Here is a 24,809-nt window from a genome sequence, read left to right as displayed (position 1 = left end):
GCAAGGCCGGCCCGGACGGTCATGGAACGACAAGCACAACAACGCATCGCCCACGGTGCCCAGCGACGCCCCGGCGTCGCCGCGAAGGAGTATTCGCCTTGAGATCGCTCGCCATTTTGCTGCTCGCGCTCGCCGCGCTGCCGGTACAGGCCAAGGTCAACAGTCTGCAGGCCGCCCGTCTCGGTCAGGAGCTCACCCCGCTCGGCGGGGAACGCGCCGGCAATGCCGCCGGCAGCATCCCGGCCTGGGACGGCGGCCTGGCCGCGCCGATCGCCGGCTACCAGCCGGGCATGCACCACCCCGACCCGTATGCCGCCGACGCCGTGCAGTTCGTCGTCAATCAGGCCAACCAGCAGCAGTACCAGGCGCAGCTCAGCCCCGGTCTGCAGCGCCTGCTGGCCAGCCAGCCGGACTACCAGCTACGCGTCATGCCCAGCCATCGCAGCGCCGCGGCGCCGCAGCGCATCTACGACGCCACGCGCTTCAACGCCGAGCAGGCCGAACTGATCTCCGGCGGCAACGGCGTGCAGGGCGCCGCCGCGGGGATTCCCTTCCCGCTGCCGCAGAGCGGCCAGGAAGCGATCTGGAACCACATCATGCGTTATCGCGGCGACCAGATTCACCTGGTCACCAACCAGGCCGCGGTGCTCGCCAACGGCAGCTACAACCTGCTCAAGCTGGATCGCGACATTTACTTCGTCTACGGCCGCGAGGGCATGACCCCCAAGGGCCTGGACAACACCCTGTTCTATTACAAGTACAAGGTGGTGGCGCCGGCCAAGGTCGCCGGTTCGGCGCTGGTGGTGCAGGAGACCCTCGACCAGATCCTCTCGATCCGCAAGGCCTGGCGCTTTAACCGCGGCGAGCGCCGCGTGCGCCGTCTGCCGATGCTGGCCTTCGACACCCCGCAGCCGGACACCAACGGCATGGCCACCGCCGACATGGTCGACTCCTACAACGGCGCGCCGGACCGCTACGAGTGGAAGCTGCTCGGCAAGCAGGAAATGCTCGTGCCGTACAACAGCTACGCGGTGCACCAGCAGGGCCTCGCCTACACCGACATCCTGCAGCGCAAGCACGTCAATCCTGCGCTGCTGCGCTACGAGCTGCACCGCGTCTGGGTGGTCGAGGCGCACCTGCGCACCGGCTTCAATCATCCCTATGCGCAGCGGCGCTTCTACCTCGACGAGGACAGCTGGCAGATCCTCGCCGTCGACCTGTACGACAAGAGCGGCGAGCTGGTCGGCCTGCAGGAGAGCCACCCGATCAGCTACTACGATGCGCCGATGTTCGGCAGCACCCTGGAGACCATCTACGACTTCCCCGGCGAGCGTTACTTCGCCGACGGCCTGGACAACAACGAGCCGATGTACGACTTCAAGGCCGACCTCAGTCCGCGCGACTTCACCCCGCAGGCACTGCGCCGCGAAGGCAACTGAGCCGCGCCGCCTGAGCAAAAAAGCCGCCCCACGGGGCGGCTTTTTCATGGGCGTTCAGTCGACCACGGTGGCGCCGAGGATGCACGGGTCGGGCAGCACCGCCGGGCCCGGGCAGATCTGCAGGTAGCGGATGCTCTCGCGCGGGATCATCAGCAGGTCGCCGTCCACCTCGATGCTCAGGAACGGCGACTCCAGCTGTTTGCGCAGGCCGCGGGCGATGCTCGCCACGTCGTCGGCCTGCTGCGGGAAGCGCAGCACCATGCGCTGTCCGTCCTGGAAGTACAGGTAGAGATACTTGAGTGGCTTCATAGCGGCTCCTCGGCTGGGCGACAGCCGGGGAGCCGTCAGCCTAATTGCGGTCGGCGATCACGCCGATCAGGAAGAAGACTAGTAGCAGGACCGGCGCCAGGGTGTAGTTGTTGAAGTAGCCGAGGCCCTTGGCCAGCCAGGGGGTGAGGAAAATCATCGCCAGGCCGTAGCCGACCGCGCAGAGCAGGACGAACAGCAGGGTGCGGAAGACGAAGTTGAGGCCGCCGATCTTCTGCTGGATCCAGCTGTTGATCCCCGGGCCGAACAGCACCAGCAGGGTGGCCATGACGGCCAGGGAGATGTCGTAGAGGTGACCGCGGGTCCAGCGAGACAGGGTGGCAATCAGGTCGAGTAGCAGATCCATGCGAGTCCTTAGCGCTTAGCTCAGAAAGAGTTGCAGCAGGTCATTGAGGAACAGTTGGCCCTTGGCGGTGGCCACCAGACGCTCCGGGTCGGCCTGCAGCAGGCCGCGTGCCTCGGCCTCGCGGCGTGCCGCAGCGAGGCTGGCCAGCGGCAGGCCGGTGCGTTCGGTATACAGGCTGGCGGCGGCGCCGTCGCTGAGGCGCAGCACGTTCATGAGAAATTCGAACGGCAGTTCGCCGCGTTCGAGCAGCCGTTCGCCGGCTTGGAAGCGCTTGGCCGGGTCGAGGTAGTCCTTGGGCAGGCGGGTCTTCCAGGTGCGGCGGATGCGCCCGTCCGGGTCGCTGAGCTTGGCGTGCGCCCCGGCGCCGATGCCGAGGAAGTCGCCGAAGGTCCAGTAGTTGAGGTTGTGCCGCGCGCGACGGCCGTCGCGTGCGTAGGCGGAGACTTCGTACTGCGCGTAGCCCTCGGCGGCGAGCAGCGCCTGGCCGGCCTCCTGGATGTCCCAGAGGATGTCGTCTTCGGGCAGCACCGGCGGCTGGTTCCAGAACACCGTGTTGGGTTCCAGGGTCAGCTGGTACCAGGACAGGTGGGTCGGCGCCTGGGCGATGGCGATGCGCAGGTCATCGAGCGCATCCTCGACGCCCTGCTCGGGCAGGCCGTGCATCAGGTCGAGGTTGAAGTTGTCGAAGCCGGCGGCGCGCGCCATGTCCGCCGCGCGGATCGCCTCGTGGCCGTCGTGGATGCGCCCCAGCGCGCTGAGCTGGCTGGTCTGGAAACTCTGCACGCCGATCGACAGGCGGTTGATGCCGAGCTGGCGGTATCCGCGGAACTTGGCCTGCTCGAAGGTGCCGGGGTTGGCCTCGAGGGTGATCTCGATGTCGCGGGCGAAGCGCACGCGTTCCTCAACGCCATCCAGCAGGCGCCCCAAGGCGCTGGCGGAGAACAGGCTGGGGGTGCCGCCACCGAAGAAGATCGAGGTCAGCTCACGGCCGTGGACATGCGTCAGGTCGGCGTCGAGGTCGGCGAGCAGCGCGTCGACATAGGCGTCTTCCGGCAGCTCCGGGCCGGCGGCGTGCGAGTTGAAGTCGCAGTACGGGCATTTGCGCACGCACCAGGGAATGTGGATGTACAGCGCCAGCGGCGGCAGCAGGAAGCCGCCGGGGTGGCCCCCGCCCTCGGGCAGCGGGGCTGAGGGCGCGGGCTGGCGGTTCATGCCAGGTCCAGGCGCTGTTTCAGCTGCGCCATGGCGCGCGCGCGGTGGCTGAGCTGGTTCTTCTCGGCAGGCGACAACTCGGCGCTCGAGCAGTCGCGTTCCGGCACCCAGAACAGCGGGTCGTAGCCGAAACCGTGGGCGCCGCGTGCGGCGTGCAGGATGCGCCCGTGCCAGAGCCCTTCGCAGAGGATCGGTAGCGGGTCGTCGGCATGTCGCAGCAGGGCCAGGGCGCAGACGAACTGCGCGCCGCGCTCGGCGTCCGGGACGTCCTTGAGCACTTCGAGCAGTTTGGCGTTGTTGGCCGCATCACCCTGGCCGTCGGCATAGCGCGCCGAGTAGATGCCGGGGGCGCCGCCGAGGTGATCGACCGCCAGGCCGGAGTCGTCGGCCAGCGCCGGCAGGCCGGACACCCGCGCGGCGTGGCGGGCTTTGAGGATGGCGTTCTCGATGAACGACAGCCCGGTCTCTTCCGGCTCGTGGCTGCTGAACTCGGCGACCGAGCGGACCTGCACGCGGTCGCCGAGCATGGCCTGGAGTTCCTTGAGCTTGCCGGCGTTGTGGCTGGCCAGCACCAGTTGGGTGAGCGCGATCATGGGTCGGGGAAGATTTCCTGGGTGAAGTCGAGGTTGTTCACGGTGCCGTCGCCGACCTGCACCTTGACGGTGAAGCGCAGCACTTCCTGCTGCTCCACCGGGAACTGTGCCAGGTAGTACAGCGCGCCGCCGTCGTTGACCTCCTTGAAGGCCAGCGGCGCGGCCTTGCCGAGCAGGTCGGTGACTTCCCCACTGACCTTGGCCGGCCCGGTCTTGCCGGCCTTGACCACCGCGATGTTGAGCACGCCCTGGGTCTTGCTGCGGGTCAGGCCGGTGGCGCTGGCGACTTCCGGCTGCAGGAAGCTGGAGTTGAAGGCGCTGTAATGCACGTCCAGGTCGCCGAAGGTGACTTTGCGTTCGGCCAGTGCCGGCAGGGCCAGGCACAGCGCGCAGAGAAACAGGACGAAGCGACGCATGGGGATTCTCCTTGTTCGGGGCAGGTCAGACGGCGATGCGGTGATCCAGCACGCCAGGGCCGCTGACGCGATAGATGCCGATCTCCCCTAACAGATTAGGCCAAAGCCGGCTGGCGAAACCGTCGCGGTGCTGCTGGTCGACGGCCAGACGGTCGAGCACCCGCACCTGACGCTCGCGGCACAGCGCCTCGAAGTCCTTGAAGGTGCAGAAGTGGATGTTCGGCGTGTTGTACCAGGTGTACGGCAGAAACTCCGAGACCGGCATGCGCCCGTTGCGCGCCAGGTACCAGCGGCAGCGCCAGTGGCCGAAGTTGGGGAAGGTGATGATGCAGGTGCGCCCGACCCGCAGCATTTCCTCGAGAATCCGGTCCGGGTAGTGCACGGCCTGCAGCGCCTGGGTCATCACCACCACGTCGAAGCTGTTGCTGGCGAAGTTGCCGAGGCCTTCGTCGAGGTTCTGCTCGATGACGTTGACGCCTTTTTCGATGCAGCGGGCGATGTTCTCCGCGTCGATCTCCAGGCCATAGCCGGTGACCTGCTTGTGCTCGCCGAGCCAGGCCAGCAGTTCACCGTCACCGCAGCCGAGGTCGAGCACCCGGCTGCCGGCGGGAATCCAGTCTTGGATGATCTCCAGATCCGCACGCATGCTCATACCTCGATCCGTTGCATGTAGCTGCCGAACGCCTGCAGGTAGCGCGGGATCGGCATGAGGAAGGCGTCATGGCCTTGCGGGGCGTCGATTTCCAGGTACGACACGTTCTTGCGCGCGGCCAGCAGGGCATCGACGATTTCCCGCGAGCGCGCCGGCGAGAAGCGCCAGTCGGTAGTGAAGGACATCACGCAGAAGTCCGCCTTGACCCCGGCGAGGGTCTTGGCCAGGTCGTCGCCGTGGGCGGCGGCCGGGTCGAAGTAGTCCAGCGCCTTGGTCATCAGCAGGTAGGTGTTGGCGTCGAAGCGCCCGGAGAACTCCTCGCCCTGGTAGCGCAGGTAGCTTTCCACCTGGAACTCGACGCTGTGGAAGTCGTAGTTGAGCTTCTCGCTCTTCAATCCGCGGCCGAATTTCTCGCCCATCGCGTCATCCGACAGGTAGGTGATGTGGCCGACCATGCGCGCCAGCATCAGCCCGCGCTTGGGGATCACGCCCTGTTCCTGGAAGTGCCCGCCGAAGAACTCCGGGTCGGTGAGAATCGCCTGGCGCGCGACTTCGTTGAAGGCGATGTTCTGTGCCGACAGCTTGGGCGCGGTGGCGATCGCCAGGCAGTGGCGGATGCGTTCCGGATAGGTGATCGCCCACTGCATGGCCTGCATGCCGCCGAGGCTGCCGCCGATCACCGCGGCCCATTGGCCGATGCCGAGCTGGTCGGCCAGGCGCGCCTGGCTGTGCACCCAGTCTTCCACGGTCATCACCGGGAAGTCGGCGCCGAATGGCTTGCCGGTCGCGGGGTTGAGGCTGGACGGGCCGGTCGAGCCGTTGCAGCCGCCGAGGTTGTTGAGGCTGACGACGAAGAATTTGCGCGTGTCGATCGGTTTGCCCGGGCCGATGCAGCTGTCCCACCAGCCCGGCTTGCGCTCTTCTGTGCTGTGGTAGCCGGCGGCATGGTGGTGGCCGGACAGCGCGTGGCAGATCAGCACGGCATTGCTGCGGCTGGCATTCAGCTCGCCGTAGGTTTCGTAGACCAGTTGGTAGTCGGCCAGGCTGCGCCCGCAGGCCAGGGCCAGGGGTTCGGCGAACCGGGCGACCTGGGGGGTGACCAGGCCGACGGAGTCTGCGGCAAAGACAGTGGGCATCGACCCTGCTCTCGATCGGGGAAGGGCGCCAGTCTAAAGAGCGCAGTGCTGAGCGGCAAGCCGCTCGGGGCGGGGCTAATTGCTTGAAATTACGGGACTAACGCGGGCGCTCGCGATTACTCGAGAGCGCCCTGCTGACGGCTCGCCACCGGCAGGGTGACGACCTTGCCCTGGCGCTGGATCGGCGCCGGACGGCGCAGGGTGCGAAGGATCTCGCTGGCCTGCTGCAATTGTGCCTGCAGATCGCTGGCGTAGCGCTGCAGTTGTTCGCCGCGCTGGCGCGCCTGCTGGGTGTCCTGGGCCAGGGCCTTGAGACGCAGCATGTGGCTTTCCAGCAGCTGCTTGTGTTCCAGGGTGTGCTGCATCAGCGGCATCAGCGCGTCGTGCGCCCATTGCGCGGCTTCCTGGCGCAGGCGCTGGTGCAGACCGACCACTTCCTGGACCAGGGTGGCGAAGAAGCGCCGGGTCAGCACGCGCTGCTCGGTGAGCAGGGTCTTCAGGTGCAGGCGGAACTGGTCGCCCTTTTCGCGCAGGCCCTGCAGCTCGCGCAGGTAGGGGCGCAGGTTGAACAGTGGCGCGTCGATGCCGTGCAGCGGGTTCTCCTCGTTGTGCCGGCGGTAGATGGCCGCGACCATCTTGTTGCCCATCTCGGCTTCCTGCTCGAGGTCGTGCAGGTCGCCCTCCACCGAATGGAAGAAATGCAGGATCGCCTGGTGGATGCCGAAGGTGGTCCAGCTGCCCTCGAGGTTGCCGCGCAGCTTGTCGAGGTGCAGGTCGAGGCGCTCGCCGCGCACCGCGGCGCACAGCAGGTCGCCCTGACGCTGCAGCAGGCGCTGATTGGTGCGCAAGTTGAGCAGGCGTTTGTGGTGTTCGCTGTGGTCGTGCTTGGTCTTGGCGGTCAGTTCGAACAGCAGCTGGCCGTTGTCCTGCTGGTGGTTGGACAGCTGGCCCTGCTGCTCGGTGACCTTCTCCAGGCGCAGGTTGAGCACGTGCTGGCTGTTCTGCACCAGGGCCAGCACCTGATTGACCACCCGGCTTTCCAGCAGGCGTTCCTTCTGCGCGACGATGCGTTCGCATAGCAGGCTTTCCAGTGCTGGCATCTGGCTGCGCAGCAGCAGCGCGTCGTCGTTGCGCACCTTGGCCAGCAGGGCCTGCTTGGCCGACAGCGGCAGCACGTCGGCGGGGTTGATGCCGAGCTGTTTGGCGGTGGCGCTCTGCACCTGGGCGATGGCGTTCTGCACGAAGCTCTCGCCGGCCAGGTCGTCCCACAGCACGTCGATCTTGTTCAGCACGGCGAACAGGCTGGTCTGGGTGTCTTCGTCGAGCTGGCGGATATGGTTGCGCCAGATGTCCATGTCGCTGGCGGTCACCCCGGTGTCGGCGGCCAGCAGGAACAGGATCGCCTGGGCGTTGGGCAGCATCGACAGGGTGAGTTCCGGCTCGCTGCCGAGCGCGTTCAGCCCCGGCGTGTCGAGGATGCGCAAACCCTGGCGCAGCAGCGGGTGGTCGAAATTGATCAGCGCGTGGCGCCACGCCGGCACCAGTACCAGGCCGGGCTTGCCGGCGTCCTCCAGCATGTCCGGATGGAAGCCGAACTGGATCGCCTGCTCGACCGGCATCGGTTTGGTCTTGGCCACCTGGGCGAAGGCCTGGATCATGTTGCTCGGGTCGCTGAGGTCGAGCGGGATGTTCACCCAGTGCCGCGGAATGCGCTTGAACTGCGCGACGCTGGCGTCGGCCAGGCGCGTCTCGATCGGTAGCAGGCGGATGTACGGGCGTTCCGAGCGGGGGTCGAAGAACAGCTCGGTGGGGCACATGGTGGTGCGCCCGGCCTGCGACGGCAGCATGCGCTGGCCGTAGGAGGAGAAGAACAGGCTGTTGATCAGTTCGGTCTTGCCGCGCGAGAACTCGCCGACGAAGGCCAGGGTGATGTGGTCGGTGCGCAGTAGGCGCAGCGCGGCGTCCAGGCGTGCCTCGATGGCATCGGAGCTCAGCCGGCTACTGGCCAGCCAGCTGCGATAGCGGGTGATCTCGCGCATCAGCTCGCGTTTCCAGGCCGTGTAGGCCTCCACCTGCTGACTGAGACGTTCCATGCTCATCCAGACTCTCCTCTCGGTGCGCATCCTGCGGTTGGGGAAGGGAACCACGCGAGGACGGCGGGATGCGCCCCTCTCGACGCATTATGCGTGAGCCACCGGCAGCGTCAATTGGCCATCCTGCCCGACCCGCCTTGCGGTGGGGCCAGTGGGTCGGGCGGTCAGTCCGGCGGGCTCAGCGACAATTCCAGCGGCAGGCGGGTGGGCGCGTGGATGCGCACCCGCTTGTGCCGATTCAGCTCGCCGCTTTCCAGCTGCACCTGGGTTTTCGCCACGCCGAACGCGGCGGCGAGGAAGGTCAGCAGCTGGGCGTTGGCCTTGCCCTCCACCGGCGGCGCGGTGAGGCGGATCTTCAGCCGCTCACCGTGCAGCCCGGCGAACTCGTCGCGGCTGGCCTTGGGCTGCAGGTGGCAGGCGAGGATCAGGTCGGCGCCGTCCCAGCGGAACCAGCTCATGCTCAGAGAAACGGGCTGAGCAGCTTCGGCATGCCGGTATAGGCGGCCAGGTTGCCGATCACGAAGCGGTCCAGCAGGTTGATCGCGATGAAGGCGAAGATCGGCGAGATATCCAGGCCACCGAGGTTCGGCATCAGGCGACGGAACGGCGCCAGCAGCGGCTCGCAGATCTGGTTGACCAGTTGCGCGCCGGGGTTGTAGCTGCCCGGGGCAACCCAGGAGAGGATCACGCTGACGATCAGGGCGAAGAAGAACACCTTGAGGAACAGCGAGGTCACGCCGATCAGCGACCAGGCCAGCAGCTGCAGGATGAAGCCGGCGACGTTGTAGCCCATCAGCGTGAGGGTGACGACCATCAGCACCAGCTGGACCAGCACGGCGAGCACCAGCGAGGCCAGGTCGAGGCCGGCGAAGCCGGGGATCACCCGGCGCAGCGGCTTGAGCAGCGGCTGGGTGGCCTTGACCACGAACTGGCTGAGCGGGTTGTAGAAGTCGGCGCGCACCAGTTGCAGGATGAAGCGCAGCAGCACGATCAGCAGGTACAGGCTGCCGAGGGTCTGGATGATGTAGATCAGGGCTTCGACGAATCCGGACATAACTACTCCTTATTGACCCAGTTGCTCGGCGAGTTCGGCCGAGCGGTTGGCGGCGGCGTCCAGCGCCTGTTGTACCAGTTTCTCGAAGCCGCCGGCCTGGAAGGTCTTGATCGCGGCTTCGGTGGTGCCGGCCGGCGAAGTTACCCGGCGGCGCAGTTCGGCGGCGTCGACATCGCTCTCCACCGCCATGCGCGCCGCGCCGAGCGCGGTCTGCAGGGTCAGCTGGGCGGCCGTCGCGCGCGGCAGACCGAGCTGTTCGCCGGCCGCGGTCATCGCCTCGATGAGCAGGAAGAAATATGCCGGACCGCTGCCGGACACCGCGGTGACCGCGTCAATCAGCTGCTCCTGTTCCAGCCACAGGGCCAGGCCGACCGCCGAGAGCAGCTGTTCGGCCTGCGTGCGCTGCGCCGCCGACACCTGGGCGTTGGCGTACAGGCCGCTGACGCCTTGGCGCAGCAGCGCCGGGGTATTGGGCATGCAGCGCACCAGCGGCTGCACGCCGAGCCATTGTTCCAGGCTGGCGCAGGTGATGCCGGCAGCGATCGAGACGATCAGCTGATTGCCGCTGAGGCTCGGCGCCAGCGCCTGGCAGACCGCTTTCATGACCTGCGGCTTGACCGCCAGAACGATCACGTCGGCACCCTGGATGGCTTCGGCGTTGTCGGCGAACACTTCGATGCCGTGTTCGGCGGCGACCTTGGCGCGTTGCTCGGCATAGGGTTCGCTGGCGCGGATCGCGTCGGCGGCGACGCCCTGGGCGCGCAGCCCGCCGATCAGGCTGGCGGCCATGTTGCCGGCGCCGATAAAGGCGATGCGAGTGGATGGCATGTCGGGTTCCTTATAAAGAAGAGGGCGGCGGCGCATAGTCGCGCGCGCCAAACAGGGCAGTGCCGATGCGCACCCAGCTGGCGCCTTCGGCGATGGCGGCCTCCAGATCGTGGCTCATGCCCATGGACAGGGTGTGCAGGTCGAGGCCGAGGCGGGCGCGCAGCTCTTCGGCGAGGCCGCGCACGCGGGCAAAGGTCGCGCGCTGCAGTTGCGGGTCATCGGTGGGTTCGGGGATCGCCATCAGCCCGCGCAGCTTCACGTGCGGCAGCTGGGCGACCGCGCTGGCCAGCGCCAGCAGTTCCTCCGGCGCGCAGCCGGACTTGCTGGCTTCGCCGCTGATATTGACCTGCAGGCAGATGTTCAGCGGTGGCAGTCCCTCCGGGCGCAGCTCGGAGAGGCGCTGGGCGATCTTCAAGCGGTCCACCGAATGCACCCAGGCGAAGTGTTCGGCGATCGCCTTGCACTTGTTCGACTGGATCGGTCCGATGAAGTGCCAGGTCAGCGGCAGATCGCGCAGTTCGAGCTGCTTGGCCAGGGCTTCCTGCAGGTAGTTTTCGCCGAAGTCGTTGAGCCCGGCGGCATGCGCCGCGCGGATGTCCGTCGCCGGCTTGGTCTTGCTCACCGCGAGCAGGCCGACCGAGGCGGCATCGCGCTGCGCGGCTTGCGCCGCCTCACGGATACGCTCGCCGACCTTTGCAATATTCTTTGCTATGTTGGACATTACTTGCGCCCGCCGCTCTGGGTCAGCGGCATTCTACCTGCTTGCTTGTATTTGGGGAGTTCCATGGACATCACAGAGCTGCTGGCCTTCAGTGCCAAGCAAGGCGCGTCCGACTTGCACCTGTCGGCAGGACTGCCGCCGATGATCCGGGTCGATGGGGACGTGCGGCGCATCAATCTGCCGCCGCTCGACCACAAGCAAGTGCACGCGCTGATCTACGACATCATGAACGACAAGCAGCGCAAGGATTACGAAGAATTCCTCGAGACCGACTTCTCCTTCGAAGTGCCCGGCGTGGCGCGTTTCCGGGTCAACGCCTTCAATCAGAACCGCGGTTCCGGCGCGGTGTTCCGGACCATTCCCTCGAAAGTGCTGAGCATGGAAGAGCTCGGCATGGGCGAGGTGTTCCGCAAGATCACCGACGTGCCGCGCGGCCTGGTGCTGGTCACCGGACCGACCGGTTCGGGCAAGTCGACCACCCTGGCGGCGATGCTCGACTACCTGAACAACACCAAGTACCACCACATCCTCACCATCGAAGACCCGATCGAATTCGTCCACGAATCGAAGAAGTGCCTGGTCAACCAGCGTGAAGTGCATCGCGACACGCTCGGCTTCTCCGAGGCGCTGCGTTCGGCGCTGCGGGAAGACCCGGACATCATCCTGGTCGGTGAGATGCGTGACCTGGAAACCATCCGCCTGGCGCTGACCGCCGCGGAAACCGGTCACCTGGTGTTCGGCACGCTGCACACCACCTCGGCGGCGAAGACCATCGACCGGGTGGTCGACGTGTTCCCTGCGGAAGAGAAATCCATGGTCCGCTCGATGCTCTCCGAATCGCTGCAGGCGGTAATCTCGCAGACCCTGATGAAGAAGATCGGCGGCGGCCGGGTGGCGGCCCACGAGATCATGATCGGTACCCCGGCGATCCGTAACCTGATCCGCGAGGACAAGGTGGCGCAGATGTACTCGGCGATCCAGACCGGCGGCTCGCTGGGCATGCAGACCCTCGACATGTGCTTGAAGAACCTGGTCGCCAAGGGCCTGGTCAGCCGCGAAATCGCGCGGGAAAAATCCAAGAACCCGGAAACCTTCTGATTCGGCCGGCGCCGCGCAGGATAAGCGAGAGACAACTCCATGGAATTCGAGAAGCTACTGCGCCTGATGGTGGAAAAAGGCGGCTCCGACCTGTTCATCACCGCCGGCGTGCCGCCGTCGATGAAGGTCAACGGCAAGATCATGCCGGTCACCAAGAACGCCATGTCGCCCGAGCAGACCCGCGAAACCGTGCTGGCGGTGATGAACGAACAGCAGCGCCACGACTTCGCCAAGAACCACGAGTGCAACTTCGCCATCAGCGCGCGCGGCATCGGCCGTTTCCGGGTCAGCGCCTTCTACCAGCGCAACCTGGTGGGCATGGTGCTGCGCCGCATCGAGACCAACATCCCGACGCTGGACGACCTCAAACTGCCGGAAGTGCTGAAGAAGCTGGCGCTCACCAAGCGCGGCCTGGTGCTGTTCGTCGGTGCCACCGGTACCGGTAAGTCGACCTCGCTGGCGGCGATGATCGGATACCGCAACAAGAACAGCAGCGGCCACATCATCTCCATCGAAGACCCGATCGAGTACATCCACCAGCACCAGAGCTGCATCGTCACCCAGCGCGAGGTCGGCATCGACACCGAGTCGTTCGAAGTGGCGCTGAAGAACACTCTGCGCCAGGCGCCGGACGTGATCCTCATCGGTGAGGTGCGGACCCGCGAGACCATGGACCATGCCGTGGCCTTCGCCGAAACCGGCCACCTGTGCCTGGCTACCCTGCACGCCAACAACGCCAACCAGGCGCTGGACCGGATCATCAACTTCTTCCCGCCGGACCGGCACAACCAGGTGTGGATGGACCTGTCGCTGAACCTCAAGGCGATCGTCGCCCAGCAATTGGTGCCGACTCCGGACGGCAAGGGCCGCCGCGCGGTGATCGAGGTGCTGATCAACACCCCGCTGGCCGCCGACCTGATCCGCAAGGGCGAAGTGCACGAGCTCAAGGGCCTGATGAAGCGCTCCACCGAGCTGGGCATGCAGACCTTCGACCAGGCGCTCTATACCCTCTACACCCAGGGCGAGATCACCTACGAAGATGCGCTGCTGTACGCCGACTCGGCGAACGACCTGCGCCTGATGATCAAGCTCGGCTCGGAAACCGATGGCGACCACCTCAGCCAGGTCGCCGGTGGGCTCAGCCTGGAAATCAGCGAAGACGACCCCGGTCGACGCTTCCGCTGAAACGCAAAACGGCGCCCAAGGGCGCCGTTTTCATGTGCGGTGTTCAGCGGCTCAGCGCTGCGCCAGGCTCGGTTGGCCGGCCGGCAGCACGCGCTTGGCCAGCGCGTAATGCTTCTTCCAGTACGGCTTGCTGAGGTCGCTGATGGTGACCTTCTTGCCGCGCCGCGGGGCGTGGATGAAGCGGTCGTTGCCGAGGTAGATGGCGACGTGGTTGACCCGCCGGCTCTTGATGTTGAAGAACAGCAGGTCGCCGGGCTGCAGGTCGGCACGGGCGACGCGCTGGCCCTTGCCGCTGGCCATCGCACTGGAGGTGCGCGGCAGGCTGACTTCATCGATGTCGCGGAACGCGTAGCGCACCAGGCCGCTGCAGTCGAAGCCTTTCGGCGTGGTGCCGCCCCAGCGATAGGGCGTGCCGAGCGCATTGACCGCGCGGCTGAGCACCTGGCTGCTGTGGATGGCCGACAGGGTGCGGGTCGGGGTGAAGCTGTGCACGCGCGCGGTGCCGGCGCTGCCGGATTTCGCGGTGAAGCCGGAGGCGCCAGCCGGGAGGGGCTGGTAGCGGTTGCTTGCCTGGGCGCTCACCGAAAAGGAGAGGCAAATGGCTAGCCATGTCAGGTAAATCAGACGCATCTTGGCAGGGCTCGTCGTTCAGATCGCGAAACTTTATAACAGCTTTTTTGCGCATTTTTTGACCACCTGTCGGCTCTTCCCCCTGGCTTTGCCGCTTACGTCTGAGACAAATTCCTGCTTTTTGCCCGGTTTAAAGGGAGAAAACCTGGGTGGCTAAGAAATCGCCATCGCTGCTGTGACGCGGCTTTGCGCGCGGTCGTCGAGCCGCGCCCGCCTTCAGCCGGTGCGCCGCGCTGGGGTAGAGTGGCGGTCACATCGTTTCGGCAGTTACCCGACAGGAGGCATGCATGCAAAACACCCAGGACACCCACAGCAAGGTCATCGGCTACTTACTGTGGATCTTCGGATTCCTTGGCGCGCACCGCTTCTACTACGGCAAGCCGGTGACCGGGACCATCTGGTTCTTCACCCTCGGCCTGCTGTTTGTCGGCTGGATCATCGACCTGTTCCTGATTCCGGCGATGGACCGCGAGGCCGACCTGCGCTTCATCGCCGGGCCGACCGACTACAACGTCGCCTGGATCCTGCTGACCTTCCTCGGCATCTTCGGCGTGCACCGCATGTACCAGGGCAAGTGGCTCAGCGGCATTCTCTACCTGCTCACCGGCGGCTTCTTCTTTATTGGCGTGCTCTACGACTTCTGGACGCTCAACGACCAGGTCTCGCTGGTCAACGCCCGCCGCGTCTGAGGCTGGTGCGTCTGCGCCGCCGGTGAGACCGGCGGCGCCGGGGGCGACTGCCGGCGGTTGCCTGGCTGAGTTGCGCCGCCTATGGTCCAAGTAGGCCGCAGCGGCGACCGCGTTCCCCGTGGTGATGGCGCGAAGCACTCGCACCTGCTCCTGCCGTAGCGTGCCGTCAGGAGGAGACGACATGCCGAACGACACCCGCCCCGCCGTCCTCGAACTGATCGGCAACACCCCGCTGGTGCGCGTCAGCCGCTTCGATACCGGGCTGTGCACGCTGTTCCTCAAGCTCGAATGCCAGAACCCCGGCGGCTCGATCAAGGACCGCATCGGCCTGGCGATGATCGACACGGCCGAGCGCGACGGGCGCCTCAAGCCCGGCGGCACCATCGTCGAGGCGACCGCCGGCAACACCGGCCTCGGCCTGGCCCTGGTCGGTCGCGCCAAGGGCTACCGGGTGGTGCTGGTGGTGCCGGACAAGATGTCCACCGAGAAGATCCTCCACCTCAAGGCGATGGGCGCCGAGGTGCACATCACCCGCTCGGACGTCGGCAAGGGCCACCCCGAGTACTACCAGGACGTGGCCGCGCGGCTGGCCGCGGAGATTCCCCAGGCGTTCTTCGCCGACCAGTTCAACAACCCGGCCAACCCGCTGGCCCACGAGTGCAGCACCGCGCCGGAACTCTGGGCACAGACCAACCACGATCTCGACGCCATCGTGGTCGGCGTCGGCTCGGCCGGCACGCTGACCGGGCTGACCCGCTTCTTCCGCCGCGTGCAGCCGAACCTCGGCATGGTGCTGGCCGACCCGGTCGGCTCGGTGATGGCCGAGTACAGCCGCAGCGGCACCCTGGGCACGCCGGGCGCCTGGGCGGTGGAAGGCATCGGCGAGGACTTCGTACCGTCGATCGCCGACCTGTCCAGCGTGCGTTGTGCCTATTCGATCAGCGACGAGGAAAGCTTCGACCATGCTCGTCAGCTGCTGCGCGCCGAAGGCATCCTCGGTGGTTCGTCGACCGGCACCCTGCTGGCCGCGGCGCTGCGCTACTGCCGCGAGCAGACCACTCCGCAGCGGGTGGTCAGCTTCGTCTGCGACACCGGCACCCGCTACCTGTCGAAGGTCTACAACGACCAGTGGATGACCGACCAGGGCCTGCTGCAGCGCGCCCGCTACGGCGACCTGCGCGACCTGATCGCGCGGCGTTTCGCCGAGGGCGGGGTGGTCAGCGTCGGTCCCGGCGACACCCTGCTGACCGCCTTCCAGCGCATGCGCCTGGCCGACCTGTCGCAACTGCCGGTGCTGGTCGATGGCCAGCTGGTCGGCCTGATCGACGAATCCGACCTGCTGCTCAGCGTGCACGCCGATGCCAGCTGCTTCCGCGCGCCGGTCAGCAGCGCGATGACCGACACCCCGGAAACCCTGGCGCCGGCGGCCAGCCTGCACGAACTGGAGGCGGTGCTGGATCGCGGCCTGGTGGCGATCGTCGCCGACCACAGTGGCTTCCACGGCCTGATCACCCGCTTCGACCTGCTCAACCACCTGCGGAAGACCCTCACATGAGCCAGCACGATGAGTCCGCCGCGCCGCGCGGCTTCGCCACCCGGGTGATCCATGCCGGCCAGGCGCCCGACCCCTCGACCGGCGCGCTAATGCCGCCGATCTACGCCAACTCCACCTACGCCCAGGACAGCCCGGGGGTACACAAGGGCCTCGACTACGGGCGCTCGCACAACCCGACGCGCTGGGCGCTGGAGCGCTGCGTGGCGGACCTGGAAGGCGGCGCCCAGGCGTTCGCCTTCGCCTCCGGGCTGGCGGCGATCTCGACCACCCTCGAGTTGCTCGATGCCGGCGCGCACATCGTGTCCGGCAACGACCTGTACGGCGGCACCTACCGGCTGTTCGAGCGGGTGCGGCGGCGCAGCGCCGGGCACCGCTTCAGCTTCGTCGACCTGGCCGACCCGGCCGCGCTGCAGGCGGCGCTGACTCCGGAGACGCGCATGGTCTGGGTGGAGACGCCAAGCAACCCGCTGCTGCGCCTCACCGACCTGGCCGAAGTCGCGAGGCTCTGCCGCCAGCGCGGGATCATCGCGGTGGCCGACAACACCTTCGCCAGCCCCTGGGTGCAGCGCCCGCTGGAGCTGGGCTTCGATGTGGTGGTGCACTCGACCACCAAGTACCTGAACGGCCACTCCGACGTGATCGGTGGAATCGCCATCGTTGGCGGTGCGCCGCGCCAGGCCGAGCTGCGCGAACGGCTGGGTTTCCTGCAGAACGCGGTCGGCGCGATCGCCGGGCCGTTCGACGCCTTTCTCACCCTGCGTGGGGTGAAGACCCTGGCGCTGCGCATGCAACGGCATTGCGAGAACGCCCTGGAGTTGGCGCGCTGGCTGGAGCAGCAGCCGCAGGTGGCGCGCGTGTACTACCCAGGCTTGCCCTCGCACCCGCAGCACGCGCTGGCGCAGCGGCAGATGCATGGCTTCGGCGGGATGATCTCGCTGGATCTGAACTGCGACCTGGCCGGCGCCAAGCGCTTCCTCGAAAGCGTGCAGATCTTCGCTCTGGCCGAGAGCCTCGGCGGGGTGGAAAGCCTGATCGAGCACCCGGCGATCATGACCCACGCCAGCATCCCCGCCGAGACCCGCGCGCAGCTGGGCATCGGCGACGGCCTGGTGCGCCTGTCGGTCGGGGTCGAAGAGCTCGAGGATTTGCGCGCCGATCTGGCCCAGGCGCTGGCGCGCATCTGACCTGGCAGCGCGGCTGAATGAAAAAAGCCCGCTCAACTGAGCGGGCTTTTCGTGTCCGGCGGACGGGACTCAGGCCTGGTAGCTGATATGCCCGTCGACCAGGGTGTAGCGCACCGCTGCCGGCAGGCAGTGGCCGATGAACGGGCAGTTCTGCCCGCGCGAGTACCAGGTTTCCCCGGCCAGGGTCGAGGCGGCCGCATCGAACAGCAGCAGGTCGGCCGGCTGCCCGACCGCCAGTTGGCCGGCCGGCAGGTGCAGGGCCTGGGCCGGGCCGTGGCTGAGGCGGGCGAGCAGGGTCGGCAGGTCGAGCAGGCCGTCCTGCACCAGGGTCATGGCCAGCGGCAGGAGCAGTTCGACACTGCTGATGCCCGGCTCGGTGGCGGCGAACGGCGCCAGCTTGGCGTCCGGCTCGTGCGGCTGGTGGTGGCTGGCGATGGCGCCGATCACCCCGTCCTTCAGCGCCTGACGCAGCCCCTCGCGGTCGGCGGCGCTGCGCAGCGGCGGCTGCACGTGGTAGAGGCTGGAGAAGTCGATCAGCGCCTCGTCGGTGAGGATCAGCTGGTACAGCGCCACGTCGGCGGTCACCGGCAGGCCGCGCGCCTGCGCCTGGGCGATCAGCTCGGCGCCACGCGCGCTGGTCAGCTGGCTGAAGTGCGCGCGCACGCCGGCCTGCTCGACCAGCAGCAGGTCGCGGGCCAGGGCCACGGTCTCGGCGCTCTCGGGAATCCCGGCCAGGCCGAGGAAGCTGGCGGTCGGCCCTTCGTGGGCCAGGCCGCCTTCGGCCAGGGCGCGGTCCTGCGAGTGGAACACCACGGTCAGGTCGAAGGTCGCCGCGTATTCCAGTGCGCGGCGCAGGGTGCGGTTGTTGTCGAACTGGGTCAGACCGTTGCCGAACGCCACGCAGCCAGCGTCGCGCAGGGCGACCAGCTCGGCCAGCTGCTCGCCGGCCAGGCCCTTGCTCAGCGCGCCGATCGGGAACACCTTGGTGTGCCCCGCTTCGCGGGCGCGGTCGAGGATCAGCTCGGCGACCGCCGAGGTGTCGAGGATCGGTTTGGTAAGCGGCGGGCAGCACAGGCTGGTGACGCCGCCGGCGGCCGCGGCGAGGGTCTCGCTGGCGATGCTGCCCTTGCGGCTGTAGCCCGGTTCGCGCAGGGCGACGGACAGGTCGACCAGGCCCGGCGCGGCGACCAGGCCCTGGGCGTCGAGCGTGCGTTCGGCAACGAAGCCGGCGGGCGCCTGGCCGATGCCGGCGATCTTGGCGTCCTGGATATAGAGGTCGGCGACCTGGTCGAGGCCGCTGGCCGGATCGATGACGCGGGCGCCGAGGATGTGGGTGCGCATCAGTTCTGCTCCTCGGAATCTTGATTCAGCTGGCGTTGCGCGGTCTGCCCGCTCATGGCCATGGATAGCACCGCCATGCGCACGGCGATGCCATAGGTGACCTGGTTGAGGATCACCGACTGCGGGCCGTCGGCCACCGCCGACTCGATTTCCACGCCGCGGTTGATCGGCCCCGGGTGCATCACCAGGGCATCCGGCTTGGCCAGTTGCAGGCGCTGCTCGGTGAGGCCGAACAGCTTGTAGAACTCGCCCTCGCTGGGCAGCAGGCCGCCCTGCATGCGCTCGCGCTGCAGGCGCAGCATGATCACCACGTCGACGTCCTTGAGGCCTTCGGCGAGGTCAGTGAACACCCGCACGCCGTACTGCTCGATGCCGATCGGCAGCAGGGTCTTTGGTGCCACCACGCGGATATCCGGGCAGCCGAGCGTCTTCAGCGCCAGCATGTTCGAGCGCGCCACCCGCGAATGCAGGATGTCGCCGACGATCGCCACCGAGAGGTTCTCGAAGCCGCCCTTGTGGCGGCGGATGGTCAGCATGTCGAGCATGCCCTGGGTCGGGTGCGCGTGGCGGCCGTCGCCGCCGTTGATGATTGCCACGTTGGGGCAGACGTGCTCGGCGATGAAGTGCGCAGCGCCGGAGTCGGCGTGGCGCACCACGAACATGTCGGCGGCCATCGCCTCGAGGTTGCGCAGGGTGTCGAACAGGGTTTCACCCTTGCTGGTCGAGGAGGTCGACACGTTGAGGGTGATCACGTCGGCGGACAGCCGCTGGGCGGCCAGCTCGAAGGTGGTGCGGGTGCGCGTGGAGTTCTCGAAGAACACGTTGCACACGGTCTTGCCGCGCAACAGCGGGACTTTCTTCACCGCGCGGGCGCCGACTTCGAGGAACGAGTCGGCGGTGTCGAGGAGTTCGGTCAACAGCTCGCGGGACAGGCCGTCGAGGGTCAGGAAATGGCATAGCTGGCCCTGTTCATTGAGCTGCAGCGGGCGCTTGGCGGCGGTCGGCGTCATCGCGGGGTTTCTCAGTTGGCGGCGGAGGCGAGGGTTTGGCGCTCCAGGCGGAGCGGCGCGGGGCCGAGCAATTTTATCCGCTCGTCGGCGCCGAGCGACAGGGTGGCACCGACCACGTCGGGGCGGATCGGCAGCTCGCGGGCGTCGAGGTCGAGCAGGCTGACCAGGGTCACGCTGGCCGGGCGGCCGTAGTCGAACAGTTCGTTGAGTGCGGCGCGGATGGTGCGCCCGCTCATCAGCACGTCATCGATCAGCACCAGGTGCTGGCCGTCCACCTCGAACGGCAGCGCCGAGGGGCGCACCTGCGGATGCAGGCCGTTCTGGGTGAAGTCGTCGCGGTAGAACGACACGTCGAGCAGGCCCAGCTCGTCAGTGCGGCCAAGGGCCTGCAGCAGCGCCTGGGCGACCCACACGCCACCGGTATGAATGCCGATGAAGCGCGGTGTGGCGATCTGCCGGCGCGTCAGGTGCTGGTTCAGCGCGCTGGCCATGGCGGGCAGCAGGTCGGCGGGATTCGGTAGGTTCATGGGCACTCCTTGGGTGGCGCACTCAGCTTAGGCGCTTGGCCGCGGCCGGCTAGTGTCCTGGGTCAATTACAGGTGCTGCTCCAGCCAGCCCTGCAGCAGCAGGGCGGCGGCCAGGGCGTCGACCGGGTTGTCGCGGTAGCTGCCGCGCTGGCCCTGGGCGAGGCGATGGCCTTTGGCCTCGAAGGTGGTCAGGCGTTCGTCGTGGGTGTGCACCGGCAGGTTGAAACGGCCGTGCAGGCGGCGGGCGAACTTCTCCGCGCGCTCGCTCATCTCGCTGCGGCTGCCGTCCATGTTGAGCGGTAGGCCGACCACGATGGCGTCGGGCTGCCATTCGTTGATCAGTGCCTCGACGCGGCTCCAGTCCGGCACGCCGTTCTGCGCCTTGAGCACGCACAGCTCGCGGGCCTGGCCGGTGATTGCCTGGCCGACGGCAACGCCGATCTGCTTGCTGCCGTAATCGAAGCCGAGCAGCAGGCGTGGGGCACGGTCGTTCATTAGGCGTGCCCGGCCTGGGAGGTCAGCAGGCTGAGGTTGATGCCGAGGCGGGCGGCGGCCGCTGCCAGGCGCTGGTCATGCGGCTGGTCGAAGAGAATCTGCGGGTCGGCCGGGCAGGTCAGCCAGGCGTTGTCGACCAGCTCGTGCTCCAGCTGCCCGGCTTCCCAGCCGGCATAGCCGAGGGCGATCAGGTACTTGTCCGGGCCCTGGCCGTCGGCGATGGCGAACAGCACGTCCTGCGAGGTCGACAGCGACAGCTCGCCGAGCTCGAGGGTGGCCTGGAACTGCGGGCCGGCGTTGTGCAGGACGAAGCCGCGGTCGGTCTGCACCGGCCCACCGGCGAAGATCGGCAGGCTCTGGCACAGGGCCGGCGGCGTGTCGTCGGGGCGCAGCTGCTCGAGCACGTCGGCGAGGTTGAGGCCGTTGGGGCGGTTGATGATCAGGCCCATGGCGCCCTGCTCGTTGTGTTCGACCAGGTAGGTGACGGTTTGCGCGAAGTTGGGGTCGGCCATGTGCGGCATGGCGATCAGGAAGTGGTGCTTGAGGTAGCTGGGTGCGCTTTTCATAAGCGCTAGTTTCAAGCTTAAAGCGGTGCGCTTCAAGCGCGGTGGCGCGTCGGGCGCCGCCGATCAGTTGCTCGACAGTCGGTCGCCGCGCTCGAAGCGCCAGGTGCGGATGATTTCCAGGCGGTCGATGTCCGCCAGGTCGCCGGTGAACGGGGCGAACGGTGCGGCCAGGCGCACGATGCGCTGCGCGGCCTGGTCGAGCAGCGGCTGTCCGGACGACTCCAGCACCTGCACTTCATACAGGCTGCCGTCGCGGTTGATCGCCACGAGCAGCCGCAGGTGGCCGTAGATCCGCTGGCGACGGGCCTCGTCGGGGTAATTGAGGTTGCCGACCCGCTCGACCTTCTTGCGCCACTCGTCCTTGTACCAGGCGCCCTTGTCGCGCATGGTCGAGGCGGCATTGAGGCGGTGGATCTTCGGCCGTTTGGCGTAGCGCTGCTGCTCCTGGGCCAGCTCCGCTTCGAGACTGGAGATCTGCGCCGACAGCTGTTCGCTGTCGAAACTCGGCGCGGCTTGTGGCTGCGGCTCCGGTTTGTCCTGCTCGCGCTTCACCGGGGTCTTCTGCGGCTGCGGCTTGCGCGTCGCCACCGCGGCCTTCGGCGCGGCCTGCTTGGCGCTCTGCTTGGGCGCGGCGGGCGGTGCCACCTTGCGGATCTCGGTGTCCTGGAACGGCGCGAGCTCGGTGGTTTTCGGCGCTGCCTTGTGCTCCAGGGTGCCGCTGCCTTGCTGGTTGTCCTGAGCGAGGAAGTCGGCGTCCTTGGGTTTCTCCTGGCTCTTGAAGGTCGACAGGGTGATTTCCAGGGTTTTGCTGATCTCGCTGCTCTCCGGCAGGCTGAAGCCGATGCCGAGAATCAGCGCCAGGTGCAAGGCCGTGGCGACGAACAGGGTAAAGCCGAGCCGGTCCGCCGGGCGCACGCGCGTGGCGGGAAAGTCGGGATAGGTGGCGGCTGCGTTCATCGGAAATCGGGTCGGCCAAGGTTGCGGCGCAGTCTGCCGGCTCGGGTGCTCAGGCTGCAAGCCGGCAGCAGCAAGCTGCTGAGTGGATCAAGCTTTCGGCGTCCAGCCCTGGGCGGTGAGCTTGCCGTGGATGGCGTCCATCAACTGCTCGCCGATGCGCGTGTCGTAGGCATTGTCGATTTCGCGGATGCAGGTCGGGCTGGTCACGTTGATCTCGGTGAGGTGGTCGCCGATCACGTCCAGGCCGACGAACAGCAGGCCCTTCTCGCGCAGCACCGGGCCGACTTCCGCGGCGATCCAGCGATCTCGTGCGGTCAGTGGACGGGCCTCGCCGCGCCCGCCGGCGGCCAGGTTGCCGCGGCTCTCGCCCTCGGCGGGGATGCGCGCGAGGCAGTAGGGCACTGGCTCGCCATCGATCATCAGGATGCGCTTGTCGCCTTCCTTGATTGCCGGCAGGTAGGCCTGCGCCATGATCTGCTGGCTGCCGTGGGCGGTCAGGGTTTCGAGAATCACTGAGAGGTTGGGGTCGTTCTCGCGATGGCGGAAGATCGACGAACCGCCCATTCCATCCAGGGGTTTGAGAATGATGTCACGCTGCTGTTTGGCGAACTCACGCAGAATGTCAGGCCTGCGGCTGACCAGGGTTGGCGGCATGCAGTGCGGGAACAGCGTGGCGAACAGCTTTTCATTGCAGTCGCGCAAGCTTTGCGGGCGGTTGACCACCAGCACGCCGGCGCGCTCGGCTTGTTCGAGCAGGTAGGTGGAGTAGACGAACTCCATGTCGAACGGCGGATCCTTGCGCATCAGGATCACGTCCAGGTCGGCAAGGGCGATGTCGCTTTCCCCGCCGAGCTCGAACCAGCGCTGCGGATCGGCGAACACCTTGAGCGGACGCACACGGGCACGGGCTTCACCGCCCCCCTGGTAGAGGTCCTGCTGCTCCATATAGTGCAGCGACCAACCGCGGGCCTGGGCGGCGAGGAGCATGGCCAGCGAGCTGTCCTTCTTGAAGGAGATGCGCGCAATCGGGTCCATGACAATGCCAAGGCGAACGCTCATGGGGGTGAATCCTCCGCAGGGAAAAGGGGCGGCAGGGGCTCTGCCAAGGGGTCGATATCGATGCGCCAGAGTGGCGCCGAGTCGGCTCCGGGTCAAGGAGGAGCGCCGGTTTTCGGGGCTTATAGCGTGCTTCTGGAGACTGTGTTAAAAAGGCCCGACGATTGGGTTTCAGCCCATCGGTGACAGGGCCTGAAAGGCGCTGGTATAAAGCAAGAATAACGACTCACCGAGGCGACAATAGGGCAGACATGGAACAGCATTCCGATGGTTTGAGGGTCATGGTGATCGACGACTCCAAGACGATTCGTCGCACCGCGGAGACTCTTCTCAAGAAAGTGGGTTGTGATGTCATCACTGCGGTGGATGGCTTCGACGCCCTGGCCAAAATTGCCGATACCCATCCCAGCATCATCTTTGTCGACATCATGATGCCGCGTCTCGATGGCTATCAAACCTGCGCGCTGATCAAGAACAACAGCGCCTTCAAGTCCACGCCAGTGATCATGCTGTCCTCCAAGGACGGCCTGTTCGACAAGGCCAAGGGCCGCATAGTCGGCTCCGACCAATACCTCACCAAGCCTTTCAGCAAGGAAGAACTGCTCGGCGCGATCAAGGCCCACGTGCCTGAATTCAGCCCGGTAGAACACGCTTCCTGATGTCCGGCCGCCTGGCTGGCGATCCTTTTTTGTATGGGGAAGAACATGGCTCGAATTCTGATTGTTGATGACTCGCCGACCGAGATGTACAAGCTGACCGCGATGCTGGAAAAGCACGGTCATCAGGTGCTCAAGGCGGAAAACGGCGCCGATGGCGTCGCCCTGGCGCGCCAGGAGCTGCCGGATGCCGTATTGATGGACATCGTCATGCCTGGCCTGAATGGCTTCCAGGCGACCCGTCAGCTGACCAAGGACTCCGAGACCGGGCACATCCCGGTGATCATCGTCACCACCAAAGATCAGGAAACCGACAAGGTTTGGGGCAAGCGCCAGGGGGCGCGCGACTACCTGACCAAGCCGGTGGATGAAGATACGCTGCTGAAAACCCTGAACGCGGTGCTGGTCGGCTAAATAGCGACCGCGGCGCGACACTAATAAGAAGAAACCGGGGCCCGCATGGCGGACGCACAGACTCCTTTCCAGCTTCTCCTCGAGATCGACCAGCGCTGCCGTGTGCTGGCCGCCGGCTTGCCGTCGCAGCAAGTGGTGGTGCAGACCTGGAGTGGCATCGGCTTTCGCATGGGTGAGCGCTATTTCGTCGCGCCCATGGGCGAAGTCGGGGAAGTCCTGCACGAACCGCGTTTCACCTTGCTGCCCGGCGTCAAGAGCTGGGTCAAGGGCGTGGCCAATGTGCGTGGGCGGCTGCTGCCGGTGATGGACCTGTGTGGGTTCTTCGGTCAGGACCTGTCGCCGCTGCGCAAGCAGCGCCGCGTGCTGGTGGTCGACCATCAGGAAGTCTTTGCCGGCCTCACGGTGGATGAGGTGTTCGGCATGCAGCATTTCCCAGTCGACAGTTTTTCCGAACAGGTGCCGCCGCTCGATGGCGGCATCGAGCCGTTCATTCATGGCGTGTTCCAGCGTGAACAGCCATGGCTGGTGTTCAGCCCGCATGCCTTGGCATTGCACCCGGGCTTTCTCGAAGTAGCGGTATAGCAACTCGGCGGGGTCGGCAGTGCCGACCTTTTGGCGTTAGATGGGAC

29 protein-coding genes are annotated in these 24,809 nt (G+C 66.7%); 9 read left to right on the top strand and 20 right to left on the bottom strand.

Annotated features, from left to right (window positions below):
* The first annotated feature begins 98 nt into the window (after positions 1-98).
* Positions 99-1,439, top strand: coding sequence for a DUF1329 domain-containing protein (locus JQX08_RS16815; protein WP_205349567.1), 1,341 nt, complete (start codon positions 99-101; stop codon positions 1,437-1,439).
* A gap of 54 nt (positions 1,440-1,493) precedes the next feature.
* Here JQX08_RS16815 and JQX08_RS16810 read toward each other — a convergent pair whose 3' ends face one another.
* From JQX08_RS16810 to JQX08_RS16755, 12 genes are all read right to left on the bottom strand, one after another.
* The gene (locus tag JQX08_RS16810; protein WP_205349566.1) at positions 1,494-1,748 is read right to left on the bottom strand and encodes a hypothetical protein; all 255 of its coding nucleotides are present in this window, start codon (positions 1,746-1,748) and stop codon (positions 1,494-1,496) included.
* A 40-nt stretch (positions 1,749-1,788) separates the two neighbouring features.
* On the bottom strand, positions 1,789-2,112 hold the full coding sequence (locus tag JQX08_RS16805; RefSeq protein ID WP_205349565.1) for a DUF3392 domain-containing protein: 324 nt from the start codon (positions 2,110-2,112) through the stop codon (positions 1,789-1,791).
* A gap of 15 nt (positions 2,113-2,127) precedes the next feature.
* Positions 2,128-3,324: a radical SAM family heme chaperone HemW gene (hemW, locus tag JQX08_RS16800; protein WP_205349564.1), complete on the bottom strand. Its 1,197-nt coding sequence runs from the start codon at positions 3,322-3,324 to the stop codon at positions 2,128-2,130.
* Positions 3,321-3,917 carry an RdgB/HAM1 family non-canonical purine NTP pyrophosphatase gene (rdgB, locus tag JQX08_RS16795; RefSeq protein ID WP_205349563.1) on the bottom strand — a complete coding sequence of 199 codons (597 nt, stop codon included), beginning with the start codon at positions 3,915-3,917 and terminating at the stop codon, positions 3,321-3,323. Before rdgB ends, hemW begins: the two co-directional genes overlap by 4 nt.
* Positions 3,914-4,333: a DUF4426 domain-containing protein gene (locus JQX08_RS16790; RefSeq protein ID WP_205349562.1), complete on the bottom strand. Its 420-nt coding sequence runs from the start codon at positions 4,331-4,333 to the stop codon at positions 3,914-3,916. The genes rdgB and JQX08_RS16790 overlap by 4 nt, the downstream gene beginning before the upstream one ends.
* A gap of 25 nt (positions 4,334-4,358) precedes the next feature.
* On the bottom strand, positions 4,359-4,979 hold the full coding sequence (metW, locus tag JQX08_RS16785; protein WP_205349878.1) for a methionine biosynthesis protein MetW: 621 nt from the start codon (positions 4,977-4,979) through the stop codon (positions 4,359-4,361).
* A 2-nt stretch (positions 4,980-4,981) separates the two neighbouring features.
* A complete protein-coding gene (metX, locus tag JQX08_RS16780) occupies positions 4,982-6,121 on the bottom strand; it encodes a homoserine O-succinyltransferase MetX (RefSeq protein ID WP_205349561.1) in 1,140 nt (379 codons plus the stop codon).
* A 116-nt stretch (positions 6,122-6,237) separates the two neighbouring features.
* Positions 6,238-8,220, bottom strand: coding sequence for a dynamin family protein (locus tag JQX08_RS16775; RefSeq protein WP_205349560.1), 1,983 nt, complete (start codon positions 8,218-8,220; stop codon positions 6,238-6,240).
* A gap of 158 nt (positions 8,221-8,378) precedes the next feature.
* Positions 8,379-8,672 (bottom strand): DUF167 domain-containing protein, encoded by a 294-nt coding sequence (locus JQX08_RS16770; RefSeq protein ID WP_205349559.1) that lies wholly within the window; start codon positions 8,670-8,672, stop codon positions 8,379-8,381.
* 2 nt (positions 8,673-8,674) lie between these two features.
* Positions 8,675-9,268 carry a YggT family protein gene (locus JQX08_RS16765; RefSeq protein WP_205349558.1) on the bottom strand — a complete coding sequence of 198 codons (594 nt, stop codon included), beginning with the start codon at positions 9,266-9,268 and terminating at the stop codon, positions 8,675-8,677.
* Positions 9,269-9,277: 9 nt separating this feature from the next.
* The gene (gene proC / locus JQX08_RS16760; RefSeq protein WP_205349557.1) at positions 9,278-10,096 is read right to left on the bottom strand and encodes a pyrroline-5-carboxylate reductase; all 819 of its coding nucleotides are present in this window, start codon (positions 10,094-10,096) and stop codon (positions 9,278-9,280) included.
* A gap of 10 nt (positions 10,097-10,106) precedes the next feature.
* Positions 10,107-10,817, bottom strand: a complete 711-nt coding sequence (locus tag JQX08_RS16755) for a YggS family pyridoxal phosphate-dependent enzyme (protein ID WP_205349556.1) — start codon at positions 10,815-10,817, stop codon at positions 10,107-10,109.
* 63 nt (positions 10,818-10,880) lie between these two features.
* Here JQX08_RS16755 and pilT point away from each other — a divergent pair, with 63 nt between their 5' ends.
* Both pilT and JQX08_RS16745 read left to right on the top strand, forming a co-directional pair.
* Complete coding sequence (gene pilT, locus JQX08_RS16750) at positions 10,881-11,915, top strand: type IV pilus twitching motility protein PilT (RefSeq protein WP_205349555.1); 1,035 nt, start codon at positions 10,881-10,883, stop codon at positions 11,913-11,915.
* A 39-nt stretch (positions 11,916-11,954) separates the two neighbouring features.
* Positions 11,955-13,100 (top strand): PilT/PilU family type 4a pilus ATPase, encoded by a 1,146-nt coding sequence (locus tag JQX08_RS16745; RefSeq protein ID WP_205349554.1) that lies wholly within the window; start codon positions 11,955-11,957, stop codon positions 13,098-13,100.
* A gap of 51 nt (positions 13,101-13,151) precedes the next feature.
* On the opposite strand, the gene JQX08_RS16740 is transcribed toward JQX08_RS16745, so the two are convergent.
* Positions 13,152-13,730: a C40 family peptidase gene (locus JQX08_RS16740; RefSeq protein WP_205349553.1), complete on the bottom strand. Its 579-nt coding sequence runs from the start codon at positions 13,728-13,730 to the stop codon at positions 13,152-13,154.
* A 287-nt stretch (positions 13,731-14,017) separates the two neighbouring features.
* Between JQX08_RS16740 and JQX08_RS16735 the strand changes: the two genes are divergently transcribed.
* The 3 genes from JQX08_RS16735 to JQX08_RS16725 all read left to right on the top strand — a co-directional run bounded on the left by JQX08_RS16735 (position 14,018) and on the right by JQX08_RS16725 (position 17,158).
* On the top strand, positions 14,018-14,419 hold the full coding sequence (locus JQX08_RS16735; protein ID WP_205349552.1) for an NINE protein: 402 nt from the start codon (positions 14,018-14,020) through the stop codon (positions 14,417-14,419).
* Between the two features lie 181 nt (positions 14,420-14,600).
* Positions 14,601-15,974, top strand: a complete 1,374-nt coding sequence (locus tag JQX08_RS16730) for a pyridoxal-phosphate dependent enzyme (protein WP_205349551.1) — start codon at positions 14,601-14,603, stop codon at positions 15,972-15,974.
* Positions 15,971-17,158 carry a trans-sulfuration enzyme family protein gene (locus JQX08_RS16725; RefSeq protein WP_205349550.1) on the top strand — a complete coding sequence of 396 codons (1,188 nt, stop codon included), beginning with the start codon at positions 15,971-15,973 and terminating at the stop codon, positions 17,156-17,158. Before JQX08_RS16730 ends, JQX08_RS16725 begins: the two co-directional genes overlap by 4 nt.
* Positions 17,159-17,227: 69 nt before the next feature.
* Here the strand turns inward: JQX08_RS16725 and JQX08_RS16720 are convergent, their stop codons facing one another.
* The 7 genes from JQX08_RS16720 to gshB all read right to left on the bottom strand — a co-directional run bounded on the left by JQX08_RS16720 (position 17,228) and on the right by gshB (position 23,113).
* Entirely contained in the window at positions 17,228-18,499 is a 1,272-nt protein-coding gene (locus JQX08_RS16720; protein WP_205349549.1) for a dihydroorotase, read from the bottom strand.
* Positions 18,499-19,509: an aspartate carbamoyltransferase catalytic subunit gene (locus tag JQX08_RS16715; protein WP_205349548.1), complete on the bottom strand. Its 1,011-nt coding sequence runs from the start codon at positions 19,507-19,509 to the stop codon at positions 18,499-18,501. Before JQX08_RS16715 ends, JQX08_RS16720 begins: the two co-directional genes overlap by 1 nt.
* 11 nt (positions 19,510-19,520) lie before the next feature.
* Complete coding sequence (gene pyrR / locus JQX08_RS16710; RefSeq protein ID WP_205349547.1) at positions 19,521-20,036, bottom strand: bifunctional pyr operon transcriptional regulator/uracil phosphoribosyltransferase PyrR; 516 nt, start codon at positions 20,034-20,036, stop codon at positions 19,521-19,523.
* Positions 20,037-20,102: 66 nt separating this feature from the next.
* Positions 20,103-20,531 (bottom strand): Holliday junction resolvase RuvX, encoded by a 429-nt coding sequence (ruvX, locus tag JQX08_RS16705; protein WP_205349546.1) that lies wholly within the window; start codon positions 20,529-20,531, stop codon positions 20,103-20,105.
* Positions 20,531-21,097, bottom strand: a complete 567-nt coding sequence (locus tag JQX08_RS16700; RefSeq protein WP_205349545.1) for a YqgE/AlgH family protein — start codon at positions 21,095-21,097, stop codon at positions 20,531-20,533. Before JQX08_RS16700 ends, ruvX begins: the two co-directional genes overlap by 1 nt.
* A 63-nt stretch (positions 21,098-21,160) precedes the next feature.
* The gene (locus JQX08_RS16695; RefSeq protein WP_205349544.1) at positions 21,161-22,054 is read right to left on the bottom strand and encodes an energy transducer TonB; all 894 of its coding nucleotides are present in this window, start codon (positions 22,052-22,054) and stop codon (positions 21,161-21,163) included.
* 87 nt (positions 22,055-22,141) lie between these two features.
* The gene (gene gshB / locus JQX08_RS16690) at positions 22,142-23,113 is read right to left on the bottom strand and encodes a glutathione synthase (protein ID WP_205349543.1); all 972 of its coding nucleotides are present in this window, start codon (positions 23,111-23,113) and stop codon (positions 22,142-22,144) included.
* A 248-nt stretch (positions 23,114-23,361) separates the two neighbouring features.
* Between gshB and pilG the strand changes: the two genes are divergently transcribed.
* Genes pilG through JQX08_RS16675 form a run of 3 tightly spaced genes read left to right on the top strand, consistent with a single transcriptional unit; the run spans position 23,362 to position 24,762 of the window.
* Positions 23,362-23,769 carry a twitching motility response regulator PilG gene (gene pilG, locus JQX08_RS16685; RefSeq protein WP_205349542.1) on the top strand — a complete coding sequence of 136 codons (408 nt, stop codon included), beginning with the start codon at positions 23,362-23,364 and terminating at the stop codon, positions 23,767-23,769.
* A 45-nt stretch (positions 23,770-23,814) separates the two neighbouring features.
* Positions 23,815-24,180 (top strand): twitching motility response regulator PilH, encoded by a 366-nt coding sequence (pilH, locus tag JQX08_RS16680; RefSeq protein ID WP_205349541.1) that lies wholly within the window; start codon positions 23,815-23,817, stop codon positions 24,178-24,180.
* 45 nt (positions 24,181-24,225) lie between these two features.
* Positions 24,226-24,762, top strand: a complete 537-nt coding sequence (locus JQX08_RS16675) for a chemotaxis protein CheW (RefSeq protein ID WP_205349540.1) — start codon at positions 24,226-24,228, stop codon at positions 24,760-24,762.
* The last annotated feature ends 47 nt before the right edge of the window (positions 24,763-24,809 follow it).

The organism is Zestomonas insulae, assembly GCF_016901015.1.
Lineage (GTDB): Bacteria > Pseudomonadota > Gammaproteobacteria > Pseudomonadales > Pseudomonadaceae > Aquipseudomonas > Aquipseudomonas insulae.
The sequence above is the reverse complement of the archived record's forward strand: the minus strand, read 5'-3'. Positions and strand labels throughout refer to the sequence as shown.